Consider the following 18,429-nt stretch of genomic DNA (forward strand, 5'->3'; position numbering starts at 1 on the left):
TAGCAGGCATTCACTTTTTCTGAATATCATTATGTTATATTATACCAATATGCGTTTTAAATGCACAACAGCTTAAGGATATTTAATTGATAGGGACTTACTCACATCTTGCACCATTCTCACGAACAGGCAAGATGCCTGTTCCACAAGAAAATTCACTCTTTGTGGAACAGGCATCTTGCCTATTCATAAAAAGCTTATTGAGAATGGTGCAACATCTCAGGACTTACGCACTCCGACCCAAGAAACCCGGTTTTTTACCGGATCTGCGGGTAACAACGAAATATTTTCGTGAAAAAACCCGGTTTCTCGCCACTCGTGTAAGTTTTATCTAAAAAACTTTTGCTACCCCCTTGACACCTGTGTAGTATAAATGTAGTATATAAATATGGAAAGCGCAGGACAAGCAAAAACCTGTATTTTTCGTGCAAATTCTGAACCTTGACAACTAAATATTGCTCAAAATTTCAAGGAACATCAATTTGAAAGTCTTGTAACATAGACTCGATTGTCATGTTGTTACTTTATACGAGACTGTTCGGTTACAAACTGACTCTGTTCGAGTCAGATATTGTACGAAATCAGTCTAATTTCAACGAATTTGATGCGGATTCAGAACAGACAAGTTCAGCCAGATTTCAATCAACCAAAAAGGCTGAGGAAATCCGCAAAGTTAAACAAGCTTATCATTTAGAACGGCGCTTCTTTCAGTAAAGATTATCAGATTTCGTGAATCTTTACCGATACTGGCAATTTGCTAAGTCTCACAAAAAGCCAAAGTCGAGAGCAGATAAGCTACTAATCCAAAATCCAAAATTGCTCTAGGAGGTATCGGTAATGGTTCACATTCGTTTTGAAGGACGTTCCTACGATCTGGCGGAAAACCAACTGGGTATCACGGCAGGAATGAGCGATAATGCTATTAAGGAACGTCTGGCAAATCATTTTGATGTCAAGGGTTCTCGCTTCGAGTCTTACGTTCTGGATCGCCGTCCCAGCGGCGATTTAATTGTCCGCCCAGAAGCTGTTTACGGCTAGAAATTCACTGAAAGCACGTATTAGGCAGCGCACCCCAACTAAAGAAGCTTACAAACTGGATACGTTCGACTTAAAATCGAATCGTAGGTTCAATTCCTACCTGCCGAGAGGCTAAAGAAAAGCTTCTCTGACTTGTGCGCTGCCTTTTATAGCTGAATTTTTTATATCTATCCGGCGCTGAAAAGTTCCACTTCGCGCCCCAACAAAGGAAGCTTACATACTAGCTCATTGGTAGAGCAATTCCCTTTTAAGGAACTGGTCGCGGGTTCAACTCCTGCGTATGTGCCAACGGCTTTCTTGACTTGCGCGAACTGACCTTTTAGGCGCTATAAACTCTTGTTGTTAATTCAGGATAATAATTAAGTAATCCTGTTTGTATTGAAGACTTCCGTCCTCAAAAATAAATTGGGTATTAGCCATGAGAAAAAGACTGGCAATTTACCAATCGCCCAAGGAGATAGACAGTCTGATTCATTCCTTCCAAGAAGGCAACCTGTCGCGAAGTCAATGGACGCACGAAGCACATTTAACCGTTGCCCTGTGGTATCTGTGTTATGACTCGGAGCAAGAAGCGATAAATGCGATTCGCAATGGCATTAAACGTTACAACTCGGCTCAAGGAATTGAAACCACAAAAGATAGCGGGTATCACGAAACACTAACGCTGTTTTGGGTGCGAACTATTCGCGGGTATCTCGCCGATGAAAGCCAAAATCGCTTGATCGTACATTTGGCTAACGGTTTGATTGCAAAATATGCCGATCGAACTTTACCATTTCGCTACTACACGCGCGATCGCCTGATGTCCTGGGAAGCTCGGATTAATTGGGTTGAACCAGACTTGAGAGCGATCGACTTAGAACAAGTTTCCCAGAAATAATTGAAAATAGCAGTTGTTGCCGCGCCCCAATTCGGAGAGCTTACATACCAACCTTATTCAGGTTATAAAAAAAAAGCTCGCCAAACTTGCGCGGTGACTATTACATCCATTGCCAAGTGTGCAACAACTGCCACCCGCTGATTTTTGGATATTCCTTACAATCGAAAATCAAAAATCCAACATCGGAAATCGAAAGGGGAGGTAGCACCAATGAATTTATTAGAACGCGATTTACGTTTGGAAATGCTCAACAGTCTACTCACAACTCCTCACCGCCAATTAGAAAAAGTAGCAGAAATTCACAAGTTAATTGTTGAATTAGATCCGATTTTTTACGGTCATTTAGCAGTGTGGTATCAACGTCACGGCGACGTGCGCGATCACAAGGAAGTTTTTGCCGGAAATTTGCTGACTTCGGCGCTGACGGAACACCGAGATGCCGGTTTTATGATGCTGCAAGAGTTCCCTCCCTACGAGGTTTCGCGGATTGTGGACTTTATGAAGCAGCACCAGAATAAGATGCCCCGCAGCGCCCGCACTGCTGTCACTCGCTATCTGAAATCGCGGGAAAAGAATGCACAGTTTTTCGATCGCGCCGCCATCCGCAACCGCAAGGCGATGAAGCATTTGTACGCAACGCTGCACGTCAAGCCGAGCGATCGCGCTAATGCTATCCTGTTTAAAGACAATCCGCCGGAAGACTCTCTGGCATTCGTTTTGAAGCAGTTAGCAAAGGCGGCGACACCTGCGGAACAGGCGAATTTGATTGTTGAGTACAAGATTCCGTATACGATCGCAGTTGGTGCGATCAGACAGCTAACGCCAACGGTTTTGGCGGCGCTGATTAACTCAATGTCGCCGCAGGAAGTTATCAACAATTTGAAATCGATTCAGTCGCGCGGCGCGATGGATCACCCGGAAGTCAAGCAGTTGATTGACTCGAAGCTGGATGAAGCCGCAAAGTGCGATCGGGTTTCTGCTTACAAAGCGAGTGTTGCGGGCGCGGGCGCGAACTTCGACACAGCAACGGCGGCGAAGCTGGAAGCGGTGACAAACGAACAGGTGAAGAAGCGCGGCAAGATTGTTAAAGCGACTGGTTTGTTGATTGACAAGTCTGGTTCGATGGAAAGTGCGATCGAAGTCGGGAAGCGTCTCGCTGCTTTGATTTCCGGCATTTCCGAGGCTGCACTGTTCGTTTATGCCTTTGACACGATGCCGTATCCAGTGCAAGCAAACGGCAGCGAATTGACAGACTGGGAAGGCGCTTTCAAGCACATTCGCGCTGGCGGCGGCACAAGTTGCGGTTGCGCGGTGGAAGCAATGCGAATTAAAAAGCAGGTTGTCGAGCAATTCATTATGGTAACAGATGAAGGCGAAAACGCTGCACCTTATTTTGCCGATGCTTATCAGAATTACTGCCGCAGTTTGGGGGTAATTCCTGATGTTGTGATTGTGCGAGTTGGTTCTTGGTGCGAATATGTCCAGAAGCAATTGAAGGACAAACAAGTATCGGTGGAAACCTTTACGTTTGCGGGTGATTATTACTCCTTGCCGAATTTAGTGCCGATGTTGAGTCGTCCTTCGCGACTGGAATTGTTGATGGAAATTCTGGATACTTCCCTGCCGGTGAGGGATGATAAGTGATATAATTGGGCATGGCTCGTCAGTTAAGCTGGCGGGCTGTGCTCGCAAAGTTAGTGGGAGTTAGAATTGTATGTCAACTGAGATTACATACACTGACGCTGAAGCAAATTTAGAAAATCTCTGCGATCGCGCTGTTGAAACGGGCGAAGTAATAGTTATTAATAGACCTAACGGCAAAAATGCGGTTTTGATTTCTGAGGCAGAATTAGAAAGTTTGCTAGAAACCCTTTATTTGCTGAGGTCGCCTGCCAATGCAACTCGTTTGTTGACAGCATTAAAGAGAGCTAAAGCAAGAGTTGTTCAACCTCAGACGCTTGATGAAATTTGCCCAAAATCTGGGCTTGATGAAAGTGAGGTAGCGATCGCTAGTGACTGCTTACAAAACGATCGCGCTCGACAACTGCTAGACAGTATCAATGATGCTTATGCAGATGGACTAGATTCGTCAGAGCAAGCTATGCTAGAGGGAATGCGTCAGCATCAGCGACAATTCATAGAAACAGAATGGTAATTTGTCAGGGGGATATCTACTGGATAGATTTGGGACAACCGATAGGTTCGGAACCAGGCTATATTCGTCCTTATGTCGTGATTCAAAACGATGTCCTGAACATTTCTCTAATCAGAACTGTTATTGTTTGTGCATTGACTACTAATCTCAGACGAGCGAGGGCGATAGGTAATGTATTGCTTGAAGCAGGAGAAGCCGATATAGCAGAACAAAGCGTAGTGAATGTGTCTCAAGTTTTTACAGTAGATAAGGCTTTGTTGACAGATAAAATTGGCCAACTATCTCAGGAACGAGTCCGACAGATTCTCGCAGGATTAGCACTTGTGACTAAACCAAGAGAAATAGATTCAAGTGAGCAAGAGGAAAATTGAAGTTTTAATTTAACCAGTTTTTCCCGATTTTCAATTCTTCTCTAGTTTGAGCGATAATTTCTTGTAATTCTGGATTAGCGATGGAGGAGACTAACTGGGAATCCGCACCAGCCAAAGCAGCGCGCAACTTTTCCGAAGTCAGTGCGGGATATTTTTCTAACACCTGCTGTTGAGTCCATCCCGCAGCAAAGAGCCCTAGCAAAAATTCTACAGACAATCGAGTTTCTGGCGCTGCAGGTTGACTTGTTGAAACTTTCGGGTTTGGATGAATGAGCTTTCGCCAGTCCATTGTTTTACTTAAACGATTTGGGAAGATTCCGCCGATTATACTGCATTTGGACACAGTAGAAACACGGGCATCGTTGACTGACTTTGTAACAGTGCCACCGCAGGTCATACCATGTTAGATTTTAGATTTTAGATTTTAGATTGGGAATCACTGATGGATTAAGGGTTTGAAGCTTGGCTACAGTGGAATTTTTTTTGAGCTGGTATTATTTCCCGATTTTGCCATTAAATTGTTATTACGATCGCAGTACAGCACTTTCTTATAGACTAGAGTAATGGGGTAGCGACGGGGCGATCGCCCTTTTTGCTTCAGTCCGTTTCAATACCAAACCGCGTTAGCGAAGCCCTCGAAGAGGATCGCGCTAAATCTCAACCCACTGTCTAACGAACTGTGCAACCCACTGTGCAACCCACAATACAACTACTTTAACTTCTTAAAACTATGGGAAAAAAGTCGAAAGCCAAAAAATCCCAGGTCAAAAAATCCAGTTTGCTCTGCCAGCGACTCCAAGAAGCTCTCGATCGAGGCAGTAAAGTTTGGATTAAAACAAACAATAGCAGTTTCGGCGGCATCCCGATTAATTTGTTCGGGGAGTTTGCGGAACTTTTGGTGATAGTTCCCCCTAACGAACAGGCGGAAAATATCGATGCTTATGGACAAGTTACGTGGCTGATTCGACTCTCTGATATTATTGCACTCGCTTACCCTACTGAATATTGGTCTAAAGATAGATTAGAAAGTTTGCTGCCACCAGATGCAGTTACTTCCGAAGTAGGAGATTAACTGCGTAGGGTGTGCATTGGGTACCCTAATTTTAGCTGAGTGGTATTTGGTATGGTGTGCATTGCACACCATACATTTACTATTTTTTAAGCTGTTTTAGCAGCCAACATATACACCTCTTCCACCGATTTTTATCAGTTTAATTAGTTGTTGCAAGCTGAAAGCTGCACTTTACAACTGCCGCCCTCTAGTTCGCTGCAACCGGCGAGAGCTTGAGCTTCTGCTGCGGCTTGATCGTCGCCCCAGCCCGCACCTGCTCCTCCTTTGCCTACTGCGATCGCTCCACAATTATTACTATTAGAGGTCAGCGCTTCGCAATCGTTAGCACCTTCACTTTGTTCATTGCAGACGGCTACTGCTGCTTTTAGTGCTTCTTTTTCTGTAGGATGATCCCAACTAATACCAGTGGCGTCAGAAGTCGGAGAATAAGCAGTAGCTCCATAGCTGTCCTGAGCTTTAGCTACCTGGACTGAGCCAAAAAGAGGAAGTGTCAAAGCTGTGACTACAACCCACTTAGAAAAAAGCTTTTGCAGCATATTTACTTACGATGTTTACAAGGTTAAGTTGCGAGGTTCGCTCAATATTAGATTAGGAGATTAATTCCTGTCAAGAGTGTTGAAAAATCTTTATGTTTTCTTAAACTAAAAGTGTCTTCGGTAACAACAAGTAAGATGACGGAGGTCAATTCAGTGGCAGATATTCGCAAAATTCTCAGCCAACTTGCGGCCCAAGAAGGGCAGCTACTCGATACCCAATTCCTGGCTCCATGCGTGCGCGGGGGAAGCGTGCGGATAAGGGTTAGCTCAATGGTTTATACTTTTCAACCGCAGCCGCGCAACTTTGAAGGATGGGCGATTTTTAGGCCGATTAATGAGGAAATTGCTGCAGTAATTGAGGAGCCGATTTTGCCGCAAGTGGCAGAGTATTTGCAACTGCTCGTACCCGTTCGCTTGCACTTAGCCTGCGTGCTGCAAGGGCAAACTTGGCTGGCTTATCCTGTTAACGAATCTGAGGCTAAACAGCGCACTGGTGTTGCGAAACCCGTACCAGTTCATTTAGTAACAAAAGGCTCGCATTTTGAGCAGATCGTTGCGCGGTGGGACGGTCATTGTTTGTGGTTTGAAGAGATTGACAGGCGCGCCGATCCGCGGCAGTCTGAGGAATTGAAAGCAGCTTTGAAAAAGTTGATTTTGCCTCAAGGAGTTCGCTTTAAGGGGATGACGCCGTCCATGCGAACTGTTTACGAATTAGTGTCCCGAAATATTAAAGGTTTCGATCCGAAAGTGCGGGATCAACAGCGCTTGCAGCGGGCGCTAAAAATGGGCGGCGGTGAATTGCGGGATTTTTGCGATCGCAAACATTATTGGCTGGTTGAATGGACTAGCGGGACTGGAGAACATCACACTTCTGCGATCTCCAAAAATGACTTGACAGTTATGAGTGCTGGCATTTGTCTCAGCGGATTGGACAAAGATTTCGACTTGCATTCATTGGTTGGAGTCGTCGAAAATCGCTAATTCTTGATTACCATGAGTATATTTTTTCACGAACAACTTTACAGAAGTGCCGCAGTGATGTCGCTGATAAAAAATTTCCCGGTAACGGTGTGCGGGGCGGGTGCTTTGGGTGCGAATATTACAGAAAGTCTGGCGCGATCGGGCTTTTGTCAGTTAAAAGTCATCGATCGCGATCGCATTGAGGAACGCAACCTTTCCACTCAACCCTATTATCGATCGGACATCGGCGCATTCAAAGCCAAAATTCTCACCAACAACCTCTACCGCGCTTTAGGAGTCAGCATTGACGCGCACTCAAAAGAATTGACACCCGCAAATGCCGATCGGCTGCTTGCCAACAGCGCCACAGTCATCGATACTTTTGATAACAGTGTAGGGCGGCAAGCAGTCAAGGATTACTGTGCCAGTGTCTCCCTTCCCTGCGTACACGTCGGATTAGCTGCCGATTACTCGGAAATAATTTGGAACGAACACTATCGGGTTCCTTCAGCGGCGAATGATGACGTTTGCGATTACCCACTGGCGAGAAACTTGGTAATGCTGACAGTTGCAGTTGCTGGCGAAGTAATTGTTACCTTTGCTGCTACCAAACAGCAACAAAATTTAACTTGCACGATCGGAGATTTTGCAGTAAAGCCACTTATATTGTAGAATGTCGGTTGACTGTTGCCAGAAACCCGGTGAATCGAGATTGGATGCCCCCATCTCAGAAACCCGGTTTCTCACCCTCAAACAATCGTCCAACTTGCAAAAAACGCTTGAGAAAATTAACAGGGAAAGTATGGTTGGATCGCAGACTTTTTATTATTTACTTGCAGTTCTGGGCTTATTAGTTTTGACTGGCGCAAATGCAGCAAACTATACAGCGGGCAGCGCAATTTGCCCCACTAATGATTGCCATCGACCAGCAGTGAGACACCATAAAAGGATTTTAAAATGCGGCTCGAAAGGGCACGATGTGAAGAAACTGCAAAAGTTGTTGAACGCGCGGGGCTTGTCCCGACACCCGATCGTAATTGATGGCGTTTTCGGTCCGACAACCGAAGATGCAGTGAAAAGATTTCAGCGACAAGCGGATATTCCTGTAGACGGAGTTGTGGGAGGCAAAACTTGGGACCGACTGTTTGCTAGTTTGTAACTTTAAGCACCGGACAACAAAGGTTCCTAAGTCAGTCGATTTTAGATTTTAGATTTTAGATTTTAGATTTACTCGATAACAGATGAATCTGGAAGCTTAAACTCTGTAATCTAATTTTTTTTCTAGACCCTCGATAGCCTCGGAAAGCAAGTACCTGTGTTTGGGTGGAGTCATCTTTGGTAATCATTAATCGCTGCGGTTTGTAGTTGGACAGATAGCGCATTTTGTGCAACTACAGACACAGAAGCTTTAATCAACAATCAATTGCATACTAGATTGCTAATGAATGAAGTTTTAGATTTTTGGTTTGGTCGATCGCACTCTCCTGAGTTTGGCAAAGTCCACAAGAAATGGTTTGAAAAAAATGCGGATTTTGATGCAGAAGTGCGATGGCGCTTTCTGCCACAATACGAACTAGCCGCCTCCGGTAAACTCGACTCATGGCACGATTCCCCCGACAACTGCCTAGCATTAATTCTACTGTTAGATCAATTTCCGCGTAATATGTTTCGCGGAACGCCCCAAGCATTCGCCACAGACAACAAAGCTTTAGCCACCGCCGAATATGCTGTTAATCATAACTTCGATCGCGAATTGCTAACTGTACAAAAATTATTTGTTTATCTCCCTTTTCAACACAGCGAAAACTTAGAAAACCAGCAAAAATCCGTGGAACTATTTCGCCAACTCAGCGGCGAACCTGACAGCGATTCATTCATTGAATACGCGATGCAGCATTTAGAAATAATCCAGCGTTTTGGGAGATTTCCCCACCGCAATCAAATTCTCGGACGCGAAACAACCCCCGAAGAAGCAGAGTTTCTGAGACAACCTGGTTCGGGATTTTAAAGCGCGATCGCAAAAAGTCGATCGTTCTGATATATTCGAGGCTTGTAGAGGCAGTTTTAGGCCGCAATCAGAACCAACAGCAGACAATCTCTCTACAAAACCCGCCGCAACCCAGCAAATCTCAAATTGAATAGTGAAATTAGAAAAGAAGATAAATTTTTGATTCAACAAAAAGTATACGAGGGTGAAGAATTTATCGATCGCCCAATCCTCAGCGGCGATACTGCACCCGATAAATCCGGTTGTTCGCTTCCTCAGTAAATAGCAAACTCCCGTCAGGTAAAACCAGCAAACCAACCGGCCGCCCCCAAGTTTTCGGGCCCGACGGATCTGTGAGAAAACCAGTCAGAAAATCCTCATAATAACCTTGAGGGCGTCCGTTCGCCGCATTAAAAGGTACAAACACGATTTTATAACCAGTTCCAGCGTTGCGATTCCAACTGCCGCGAAACGCCACAAACGCCCCATTTAGGAATCTTTTGGGAAACGTTTTGCCGTCGTAAAACTGAAGCCCCAAAGCCGCCGAGTGCGCCTGAAACAACACGTCTGGCATTAATGTTTTAGCCGCTAAATCAGGTCGATCGCTATTGCCATTTCTAGCGTGGCGCGGGTCGAGCAAATTCGGCTTAAAATAAGTGTAAGGCCAGCCGTAAAACTCGCCTTGACGAATTCTTGTCAAGTAATCCGGCACCAAATCATCTCCCAAACCGTCGCGTTCGTTGACTGTCGTGTAGAGTTGATTGGTTTTTGGGTGAAAATCCAATCCCACCGGATTTCGCAAACCCGAAGCAAAAATTTGCTGGTTCTTGCCGTCCAAATTCATCACTTGAACAGACGCCCTCGGCAGCGGTTCGACATCGGCATTAGACTGCGATCCAACTGAGACGAAAAGCTTGCTCTTGTCGGGGGAAACGACAACATTTCGCGTCCAGTGTTGGTTGTAGCCACCGCCCGGTAAATCGGCAATTTTTTGACCAGTACCGGTCAATTGTTCCTGTTCTTTTGTGTAGGGAAATCGTCGAACTTCATCGGTATTTCCGAGGAAAAAATAGCGATCGGCAAAAGCCATACCAAAGGGAATATTTAACCCGTTTTGGGCACTGGCAAAAGTCTTGCGAACCTCAGCAACCCCGTCGCCGTTGGCATCTCGCAACAGCGTAATCCGATTCTGCCGGGTTTCTGTTACCAAAACATCGCCTGTCGGGGTCAAAGCCAGCCATCGGGGAGCGTCTAAATTGTCAGCAAAAACGTTGACGACAAAGCCAGGAGGCACTCGCAGCACTGGCGATGCGGGAATCGGTATTACTTGAGCAGGTTTTGAGGCGCTTTCGCTGGCTCCTGGCTGCGGCAAAGAAGTTGCAACAATGCGGATGGGCTGCGGCGAAAGCGGTTTGGTCGGTATAATTTGATTTGTCCCAACATTTGTCAGGGGTGCACGGGAGGGAATTTGGGACACGGGGCCGTTGTCGCCCACAGCAGGGGCGATCGCATCTGTAGCTCGATCGCACGCAATCATCGGCAACAGCAGAATTAGCAGCAAGAAACGCAGGTAATACATAGCAGCGATTTCTCAATAATTGCTGGACAATTCTATTATTCTAACTGCTATTAAACAGCGAAGCCACCGCGCACGCGGTGACTTAATTGCGCTAACTCATACCAGTTGCAACAAAAGAATGCAAGTGTAGGCCCGTACTCCAAACCTTGAGCTTCATCAGTCAATCGATTTTAGATTTCAGATTTTAGATTTTAGATTGAAGAAAGCGACCCCACTGATAAATCCGGGGGCTGGCGATTTGGATTCGAGCTTTTTTCTCGCTCCCCGAATGAATCACGCGGCTGGTGACCACATTGCTTTTGGTCATTCCCATCGAAAATCAAAAATCAAAAATCGAAAATGGTATAACCTAGCTCTACCAAAGTCCTCTCACAGGAGCCGGAGCCGGACGGGGAGCCGGAATTGGACGGGGAGCCGGAATCGGAGCCGGAGCCGGAGCCGGACGAGGAGCCGGACGCGGTGGCGGTTCTGGAGCCGGACGCGGTGCCGGTGCTGGGGTTGCGGGACGAGCAACCGTTGTGGCTACCACCTTATAATCGGGGATCACGGCGATATTTTGTATCTGAGAGCCGGCGACGGTGGCTCTGACTTTCATTCCCGGTACCAGGCCAATAATTCTCAGGACGCATCTTTGAATCCTGAGAGTCCTGTACGGCGCGTTTTCTTCGCGAATTGTTACTACATCGCCGACAATACTTTTGACAAAACCGGTAATGGTTTGAGTGTTTGCTGTTGTGGTGGTCTGCGTTTGGGCTATTTGAGTTGCAGGGTTAGCCATCGCAGGATGTACTGAGACCGCCGAAATTACCACCGACAGTGTTGCACCTGTCAATAATTTGATGTTCTGAAGACGCATTGAAACCTCACATTAACTGCTATTCAGGGTCGGGTTTGCTTCCGCTGCACGAAAGTCCCAACCTCTATACCTAATCCAGTTTAATCCCCAGAGTAGGAAATTTATGACAATCTCAAAAAAAGATTATCGAACAAGTATTGAAAGACTAAAGTTTACATCATAAGTTCCCGATTTACAACAAGTTCAGCGGTTTGCATCTCTAGAGTGTTGACGTGATATATTTAGTTTATTCGATCGACCTTAGCAGTTTTTTTCCGCCAACCTAACTGTTGCTGGGGGTAACTCTACCCAAAGACAGATTGTGCTTGCCGGATACAGCAGCGCCATAGTTTGAATACTTAATCGCCAGTCGGTCATGGCTAAAAAATCAAATTAGTTGGAGGTAGAATTTAATCATGTTCTTGGAATATTTACGCATAAACCGGGTTTTCTCACGACCTTCTATTGCGTAATTCCACTGAGCCTCTTATAAAAACCCTGTGGTTTTAGTATTATTGCCTAAGCTTTGTGTTGAGTTACAAGTTATCCGTGGTGAAATTTTACCTAAAAACTGTGCAGCGTAGTTGCCGTCAAAAACCCATCTCAAAATTTTGTGACGGGTGCGGTTGGCGGATAATTAGATAAAAACTTTGTAGGAACTGCTGGTTAGGAGTTTAGCGAACAAAAAATGGTGAACAGCAAATTTTTATTTAATAAGCTAGTTGTGCTGAGCTTGAGTGCAGCCGCGCTGTCGGTCGCCCTACAGCAGCCAGTGGCAGCCGCTACTTCAAGTAATAGCGAACTCGCAGCGCAGCGGCCCACATCCGAGACACAATTGCCGAATATCGAGACCCCAGAACTGCCGCCCTTGGGAGAACCATTTCTTTATATTCCCCAGGAACAAAAGCCTGCGGTAAATCCTATTGAGGAAGTGCGTTTAGTGCTCAAATTGCGAGAACGCCGCGTCTATGTTTACCGACAAAATAAGGTGCAAACCAGTTTCCCGGTTGCTGTGGGAAAAGGCGGCTGGGAAACTCCTACAGGCAATTTTAAAGTTATGCAAATGATCAAAGATCCAGTTTGGCAAAATCCTTGGACAGGAGAACTTATTCCTGCTGGGCCCGATAATCCTTTAGGGAGTAGGTGGATGGGGTTTTGGACGGATGGCAAGAATGTGATTGGTTTTCATGGTACTCCGAATCCAGAGTCGATTGGGGGGGCGGCTTCTCACGGCTGCGTCAGAATGTTTGATAAAGACGCACAGGCTTTATTTGAGAAAGTCGCAGTTGGCACACCGGTGATAGTTGAGCATTAATTATTTGGAGGTTGGGGTGCATAAAAATATTCCGGAACAGGCATATTGCCTGTTCCACAAAAACTTAAATTTGGTTGTGGGGAGTAGGGGTTGGGTATCCTGCCCGCCCATGAAAGACTTATTGATAATGCAGCTATTGGGTGAGTTAAAACTTACATTTTGCACCCCTCTCAGCAACAGGCAAGATGCCTGTTCCACAAAGAGTTAAATAGATTGCTGATATTTTTCCAGCAACTCCGGGATGTAATCGTACCCATCAACACCGATCGCAGGAATGATATTCGCTCGACTTTTAGCCAAAGATTGTTTAAAAGATTCCGCCCCCATTTGACCCCGCAAAATTGTCAACAAACCAGCCGATTGACGCCACTCCATCGCACCAATTTGCTCCAAAGTATACATCCCCAAACTGCCTGCAAATATCGCTTTTTCTAGTGAGTTGATTCTGTAATAAGCTTGAGCCAAGTAAGCCAAATTCAGACCTTGCAAATATAAATCCCCTGAGAATTGAGCCGCTTGCCAACCTTTGAGCAAATATTCGATCGCGCCTTCAGCATTTTCCAGGGCGATTTTAGCAATACCGAGACTGCTGGAACAAAAAGCTTGACTTTGGCGATCGCCCAATTTTTCCGATAGCAACAAACCTTGTTCTAAATAGCCGATCGCACTCTCGTAAACCTCCGGTTCCACCTCCTCCAACTGCCGCGCTTGAAACACTTCACTGTAACCCAAATTAGCCAGAGCATTTGCCTCGCCTTGTCGCTCTCCCGTTTGTCGTGCCATAATTAAAGCCCGCTGGCTGTAATTAATCGCTTCCTGATAATTTTTTTGAGCAACATAGTTGCGGCTGATGTGATTGAGATTGGCAACTTCGCAAGCTTTGTCTCCTTCGGTACGGGCAATTTCCAGCGCTTGTTTGTGCAGCAAGAGCGATCGCTCATAGGCCCCAGCCGCCTGCATCGAATAACCCAAAAGCGTCAGAATCCGAGCTTTCGCTTGAGTGCCTTCAACTCGCCGCAGCGGTTCGTCTAAATAATCCAAAGTATGCCGCAGAGCTTTACCATCAAATGAAGCAAAAATTCCCCCGTAAAGCGGAAAGTATTCTCGCTGAGAAAAAGCCCGCAAAATTTGCAAAGTTACTTGAAAACAAGCATTTGCCAACTGCTCGCCACTCTTGGTAGAATTATTAAACCCACTAGCTAGCTGACTCCAAATGACCGCGAAAGTAATGTAAGTAGAAATTGAAGCTTTTGTTGACACTTTGGAATCGTAAACTTGCTTGTCAAACCATGTCGCCAACGCCCGCTGCAAGCACTGCAAAATAATCGCAACTTCCACCAATATGCCTAAATCTAAATTTGATTGCTGGGCTGCGAATTGAACTATAGATTCACCGAGCGCTATAGTATTCAAAAGAGCCTGGGGAAAGGGACTATTAACTTTTTTGGCCCAAAAAGCCCAAGGCCCATTTTGTTCGGGACTACCAGCAAATCCTAGCTGCTGCGGCTGATAAATCCAGCCCACAAGTTCCGGTTCCAAACGCTGCCAAGATTCTAAACCTTTAGCGATGCCGGCGGTGATTTGCTGCAAATCTTGTTCGGTTTCGGGATTGGCAGTTTGCAGCATTTGTTGGTGTAGGGATTTTGCCAATTGCTGCAATTGAGCGAGAGTCAGCGGATGTTCTTTATTCGGATCGATTACTTGCAATAATGCCAGAAGGCGGGCGTTAGATTCTGCCGTAACGATTTGTTGGATTGAGGATGCAATTTCGCGATCGACGCGGTTATCTTTCTGCCAGCGTTCCCATTCTCCTTGGATGGTTTTGAGAGCTCGGAGGGTGCGATTTGCCTTTGCTTGTTTGATTTCGTCTTTTTCATTTCTGAGTTGATTTTCGGAGGCATCAAGGCGTTCGCCGAAACAGCGTTCAAAGATTTCGCCAGTACCGGTACTAATGTCTTGCACCAGCATTTGATAAACTTGTTCTTTGGAGCGAATTTGACCTTTGAGGGTGATTTCGACAATTTTGTCGATTAGTGCTAGGTAGCGATCGCGCAGTGAGGTAGAGTCTGGCATAAGTTATTTTTAGTTAATAAGTTTTTATTGACACCACAGACAGTATTTCGCGGTGCTACTTAATTTTACAGCTCATCTGGATTAATGCCCATTGCTCGCAGTCGATCGGCTAATGGATTGGCCCGCTGACTTTCAGATTCGGCTCACTGCCTTTCCAATTGAGTTCGCTGTCTTTAAAATCCTTCGAGAGTCCGAGCTAAATTGCCATTAACATCATACTAGCGCAGCCACAACCTCTGATGTTGTAAGAAAGAACCTTACCACAAACCCAAACTCAACTTTATTTCTAGTATCCAGAATCGAGAACCTGTTAACACTTGTTCGCGGTAAAGGTTGCCAACTCAGCGAAATACTCTCAATTGGTTGTTGTATTTGCTAAAAATAAAGTAATAACGAATCTTCAAAATTATCTTGTAAATCTGCCACTGAGTCGGCGCTTTGTTTTGTTCGGATTCTATCAGCCCTAAATCTTCATTCTCCCTACCTACTGACAGAAATTAGATGGCGATTAAAGGAGTTACGGCTTCGTCTAAGATGGCGTTACTTTGGCGCAAGTCTCTGTCTCGGTAAACTCTCAACACTTCGACGACAAATAAATACCAATCGGGTCTTTTGTACCAATTGGGATGATTGGATTCGTAGTAGAGATTTATATCGCTGGCCGAGAATACGCGATCGGCTAGATAATTAGGGAGAAAGCCACTATCTCACAACTTTTGTGATTGCCAGGGTGATATTCGTCAGGCAAGCCTGGGAACTGCGGGCGTTCACTTGGTAGAGCGTACATCGTCAGCAGCACTTTTGTTTGCGTTGGCTGGGAATCGGGTATGTACATTGTTATACAATTATCCCTGCGAGATGTTAAGGAGATTCAGGCGGTATGGTAATTAGTTACATTATAACGCGATGTGATTTGTTGTGGCAGAACGTCGATATCCTTGGCACCGGAATATTTTGCTACATATTTTTTGCTAAATAACGATCGCTACTGCTTTTTTTATGAATATTCTCACCTCGCTCCGAGGATGAAGTTGAGTTTTTTTGGAGAGTTGTCAGGTATTTTAGTATGTAATGCAGGTAACATTTTTAAGTGCGAACACTCAGATTTTTTAGTCTGATAGTGCGCCGAATACAAGAGACAAAAAAAGATGACTACGGGCAGTAAGAATATGTTGACATACACAAGCTATTTGTGGTATGTTAGGTTGAATCATTTATTAGACCTCTTGCGAAAGTCTCAGGCGAGCGCTAATTTATCTTCAAAGAAAGTTCATAATTATAAATACCAGCAATCAAATTCAATCTTAATCCGAAGCGTCTTCTTCGATTCCGATATCTTGATGAAAGTCTTCTAAATATATTTAAACTTCGATGTATATTTTCAATAATAATTCTGTCTTTTCCCCGTTGCCGATTTAAAGCTTTTTCGGCTTGACTCAGTTTTTTGTTTTTTATTTTTTTGAGTGGTGTTCTACTATTAGTATGAATCTTTTTGATTCCTTGATAACCTTTATCACCTAAAAGTTCAAGTTCTTCATTCATCCAGAGCTTGCTTTTTTTAAACAAACTAAAATCATGCGTTTTCCAGTTACTAAAAGCTGTACATATTATTTCGGTAGTTTTTGTATTGGCTAAAGCTTGCGATTTTATTGTATGATATTTTTGCTTGCTACTATAATATTTCTTTTGCTTTTTTTGGGTACGCTCAATTTCATGATCTGACACATCCACCGCTACAGTTTCTATCTCCTGAATTTGACTTTGATAAAGATGTTTTTTGCCAGGTAAATTAAATAAACCTGAATTTATTAAAGCTTTCTCAGTTCTAATTACAATTCGATAAGCATTTGATTCATTAATAACCCATTTAATTCCCAGATGAAAAAAAGTAGGCTATTCTCGCAAATAGGATAATGTCATTAAGATTTGGTCTTCTACGCACAATTTACTTGGTCTTCCTGATTTTTTTTGAAATATTTTTTCCGCTTTGACTATTTTTACCATCTCTTTGAAGGTCTCTTGATGTACTCCACAGTAGCGTTTAAAGTCTTTGGGGTTAACTTTTGTAATTCTTCGTAGTTCATATTATTAAGCTAATTTTTTCTTTTATTTTACCTAGAAAGAGCGCACTTTCGCAAGAGGTCTATAGTAAGACATCGCAAGACGTAGACAAGATATGTCAGACAAGGAATTTATAATTTTTCTTTGCGGCGCCGATATTCTAGAAGCACTCGACTATCTAGGCAGAGCGCTACCATTTAACTACTTGCGGGACATATTAATAGAGCAAAGATTTCTCGATTCTTCGCCCTACTAACAGCCTTAAAGCAGAGTAATTGCAGTCGATGCCGGAGCGCCGATCGAACCTGAGCCAAAGCCCAAATTCACCACCCCACCAGTCAAACCAGGAAGATTGTTAATCGTCAGACTAACGCTAGTTTGACCGGGATTAAAGTTCACCGTGCCGGACGAAGGATTCACAGCAAATGGACTAATGTTGTAGTCTACGTTGTTCACAGGCTGACCGCCACCAGGGGCAACAATCAAATAGTCCACCGAAGTCGCAACCGACGTATTGCCAGTCCGATTAATCGTAACAACTCCAGTACCACCATCAATAATAGGATCAGGAGACGAACCGTAAGAGAAGAAAGTCGGAGGCACAGCATTAGAAATCCCTTGATATTCAATGTGCCGCACTAGGTAATCGGAACCATCGCTTTTGAAGGAAGTGGCGGCGTAGGCAGCGGTGGGGCTATCGTAGGCTTTGGTGGAGAACCGCAGTTCGTCAAAAGTAGCGCCGCCCAGAGAGTCTCCTACTATCTGGAATTTGAAACTGCCATCGGTGCGATCGCCAATGAAAGTCACTCCATCTGAAGACCGAGTGATCGGTTTTGGAGCGCTCGGAGCGTTGAGGCGAGTGATCGTAAATTTGGTGGCTGGTACCAGAACCCCATTATTAAAGATTTGCAGGAAAGCAACTTCATTGCCTTGATCGCCCAAATCAGGACTTGTTTTGGGACTCAATCCAGTGAGGTCGATCGTTGTGCTAGTGATGTCTTGGTTATCTGCCCATTTCACCTTCAGCACCTGAGATTGATTGGTGTTGGGGTTATGGTTGATTTCCGCCCGAATTTTCCTGGCGTCAGTGAACCAACCATCATAAGAGGATGGGACACCAATACCACCGGTACTTCCGTAGCTTAACCAGCTTTTAGGGTTTTCGTTGGTTGCTAAGGTGAGGTTGCTGATGACATTCGGGTTAAGGTAGTCAGTTTCCACGCCATCAAAAGCTATCCCAGACAGTTTGATGCCTTGACTCTGGGCGGCATTCGGCCATTTTGTGATCAGGTCATTGACACTGCTGTAATTATTGGTTTGACCCAAAGAACCAGTAAGAGTCGTTTGCGTGACTGTAGGGTTAAATTCATAAGCGCCAATATCAACGATCGCACTTCCGTTATTATCACCATCTTGAGGGCGACTCACACCGCGCTGATCAGCAGCCGGCGCGCCCGCACCAGTACCCGTATCAATGGCCGGACTTCCTACTAGTACAGCGAGGCGGAAATCCACAGACCATTAAATAGCCAAAACTTTGCCCTTATATGTCCACTTAAAAGGTTTA

The 18,429-nt window shown here is 44.9% G+C and carries 18 protein-coding genes, 1 tRNA gene and 1 pseudogene; 13 read left to right on the forward strand and 7 right to left on the reverse strand.

The window, feature by feature from the left end; translation table 11 throughout:
• Window positions 1-513: 513 nt before the first annotated feature.
• From QUB37_RS27415 to QUB37_RS27445, 7 genes are all read left to right on the forward strand, one after another.
• Window positions 514-714 carry a radical SAM protein gene (locus tag QUB37_RS27415; protein ID WP_333168203.1) on the forward strand — a complete coding sequence of 67 codons (201 nt, stop codon included), beginning with the start codon at window positions 514-516 and terminating at the stop codon, window positions 712-714.
• Window positions 715-837: 123 nt separating this feature from the next.
• Entirely contained in the window at window positions 838-1,038 is a 201-nt protein-coding gene (locus QUB37_RS27420) for a hypothetical protein (protein WP_333168205.1), read from the forward strand.
• Window positions 1,039-1,253: 215 nt separating this feature from the next.
• Window positions 1,254-1,326, forward strand: a tRNA-Lys gene (locus QUB37_RS27425).
• A 130-nt stretch (window positions 1,327-1,456) separates the two neighbouring features.
• Window positions 1,457-1,918: a hypothetical protein gene (locus tag QUB37_RS27430; protein ID WP_333168207.1), complete on the forward strand. Its 462-nt coding sequence runs from the start codon at window positions 1,457-1,459 to the stop codon at window positions 1,916-1,918.
• A 210-nt stretch (window positions 1,919-2,128) separates the two neighbouring features.
• Window positions 2,129-3,562 carry a hypothetical protein gene (locus QUB37_RS27435; protein WP_333168209.1) on the forward strand — a complete coding sequence of 478 codons (1,434 nt, stop codon included), beginning with the start codon at window positions 2,129-2,131 and terminating at the stop codon, window positions 3,560-3,562.
• Window positions 3,563-3,632: 70 nt separating this feature from the next.
• A complete protein-coding gene (locus QUB37_RS27440) occupies window positions 3,633-4,073 on the forward strand; it encodes a type II toxin-antitoxin system prevent-host-death family antitoxin (protein WP_333168210.1) in 441 nt (146 codons plus the stop codon).
• Window positions 4,067-4,444 (forward strand): type II toxin-antitoxin system PemK/MazF family toxin, encoded by a 378-nt coding sequence (locus QUB37_RS27445; RefSeq protein ID WP_333168212.1) that lies wholly within the window; start codon window positions 4,067-4,069, stop codon window positions 4,442-4,444. Before QUB37_RS27440 ends, QUB37_RS27445 begins: the two co-directional genes overlap by 7 nt.
• Before the next feature lie 4 nt (window positions 4,445-4,448).
• Here QUB37_RS27445 and QUB37_RS27450 read toward each other — a convergent pair whose 3' ends face one another.
• On the reverse strand, window positions 4,449-4,733 hold the full coding sequence (locus QUB37_RS27450; RefSeq protein WP_333168214.1) for a DUF433 domain-containing protein: 285 nt from the start codon (window positions 4,731-4,733) through the stop codon (window positions 4,449-4,451).
• A gap of 441 nt (window positions 4,734-5,174) precedes the next feature.
• Here QUB37_RS27450 and QUB37_RS27455 point away from each other — a divergent pair, with 441 nt between their 5' ends.
• On the forward strand, window positions 5,175-5,516 hold the full coding sequence (locus QUB37_RS27455) for a hypothetical protein (RefSeq protein ID WP_015174354.1): 342 nt from the start codon (window positions 5,175-5,177) through the stop codon (window positions 5,514-5,516).
• A 143-nt stretch (window positions 5,517-5,659) separates the two neighbouring features.
• Here the strand turns inward: QUB37_RS27455 and QUB37_RS27460 are convergent, their stop codons facing one another.
• Window positions 5,660-6,052: a DUF4189 domain-containing protein gene (locus QUB37_RS27460; RefSeq protein WP_333168215.1), complete on the reverse strand. Its 393-nt coding sequence runs from the start codon at window positions 6,050-6,052 to the stop codon at window positions 5,660-5,662.
• Window positions 6,053-6,187: 135 nt separating this feature from the next.
• Between QUB37_RS27460 and QUB37_RS27465 the strand changes: the two genes are divergently transcribed.
• The 4 genes from QUB37_RS27465 to QUB37_RS27480 all read left to right on the forward strand — a co-directional run bounded on the left by QUB37_RS27465 (window position 6,188) and on the right by QUB37_RS27480 (window position 9,020).
• Window positions 6,188-7,033 carry a hypothetical protein gene (locus QUB37_RS27465; protein WP_333168217.1) on the forward strand — a complete coding sequence of 282 codons (846 nt, stop codon included), beginning with the start codon at window positions 6,188-6,190 and terminating at the stop codon, window positions 7,031-7,033.
• Window positions 7,034-7,045: 12 nt separating this feature from the next.
• Window positions 7,046-7,684: a ThiF family adenylyltransferase gene (locus QUB37_RS27470; protein WP_333168218.1), complete on the forward strand. Its 639-nt coding sequence runs from the start codon at window positions 7,046-7,048 to the stop codon at window positions 7,682-7,684.
• 130 nt (window positions 7,685-7,814) lie between these two features.
• Window positions 7,815-8,171 carry a peptidoglycan-binding domain-containing protein gene (locus tag QUB37_RS27475; protein ID WP_333168219.1) on the forward strand — a complete coding sequence of 119 codons (357 nt, stop codon included), beginning with the start codon at window positions 7,815-7,817 and terminating at the stop codon, window positions 8,169-8,171.
• 282 nt (window positions 8,172-8,453) lie between these two features.
• On the forward strand, window positions 8,454-9,020 hold the full coding sequence (locus QUB37_RS27480; RefSeq protein WP_333168220.1) for a DUF924 family protein: 567 nt from the start codon (window positions 8,454-8,456) through the stop codon (window positions 9,018-9,020).
• Between the two features lie 211 nt (window positions 9,021-9,231).
• Here the strand turns inward: QUB37_RS27480 and QUB37_RS27485 are convergent, their stop codons facing one another.
• Both QUB37_RS27485 and QUB37_RS27490 read right to left on the reverse strand, forming a co-directional pair.
• Window positions 9,232-10,578, reverse strand: coding sequence for a sorbosone dehydrogenase family protein (locus QUB37_RS27485; RefSeq protein WP_333168222.1), 1,347 nt, complete (start codon window positions 10,576-10,578; stop codon window positions 9,232-9,234).
• A gap of 355 nt (window positions 10,579-10,933) precedes the next feature.
• Window positions 10,934-11,434 (reverse strand): autotransporter, encoded by a 501-nt coding sequence (locus QUB37_RS27490; protein WP_333168223.1) that lies wholly within the window; start codon window positions 11,432-11,434, stop codon window positions 10,934-10,936.
• A gap of 667 nt (window positions 11,435-12,101) precedes the next feature.
• Here QUB37_RS27490 and QUB37_RS27495 point away from each other — a divergent pair.
• On the forward strand, window positions 12,102-12,728 hold the full coding sequence (locus QUB37_RS27495; RefSeq protein WP_333168225.1) for a L,D-transpeptidase: 627 nt from the start codon (window positions 12,102-12,104) through the stop codon (window positions 12,726-12,728).
• 204 nt (window positions 12,729-12,932) lie between these two features.
• On the opposite strand, the gene QUB37_RS27500 is transcribed toward QUB37_RS27495, so the two are convergent.
• The 3 genes and pseudogenes from QUB37_RS27500 to QUB37_RS27510 form a co-directional block, all read right to left on the reverse strand.
• Window positions 12,933-14,801 (reverse strand): tetratricopeptide repeat protein, encoded by a 1,869-nt coding sequence (locus QUB37_RS27500; RefSeq protein ID WP_333168227.1) that lies wholly within the window; start codon window positions 14,799-14,801, stop codon window positions 12,933-12,935.
• A gap of 1,248 nt (window positions 14,802-16,049) precedes the next feature.
• Window positions 16,050-16,871: pseudogene (locus QUB37_RS27505) on the reverse strand (IS5 family transposase).
• 252 nt (window positions 16,872-17,123) lie between these two features.
• The gene (locus QUB37_RS27510) at window positions 17,124-18,377 is read right to left on the reverse strand and encodes a choice-of-anchor Q domain-containing protein (RefSeq protein WP_333168229.1); all 1,254 of its coding nucleotides are present in this window, start codon (window positions 18,375-18,377) and stop codon (window positions 17,124-17,126) included.
• Window positions 18,378-18,429 lie beyond the last annotated feature (52 nt).

Origin of the sequence: Microcoleus sp. AT3-A2 (assembly GCF_036705685.1) — a bacterium.
Classification (GTDB): Bacteria; Cyanobacteriota; Cyanobacteriia; order Cyanobacteriales; family Microcoleaceae; genus Microcoleus.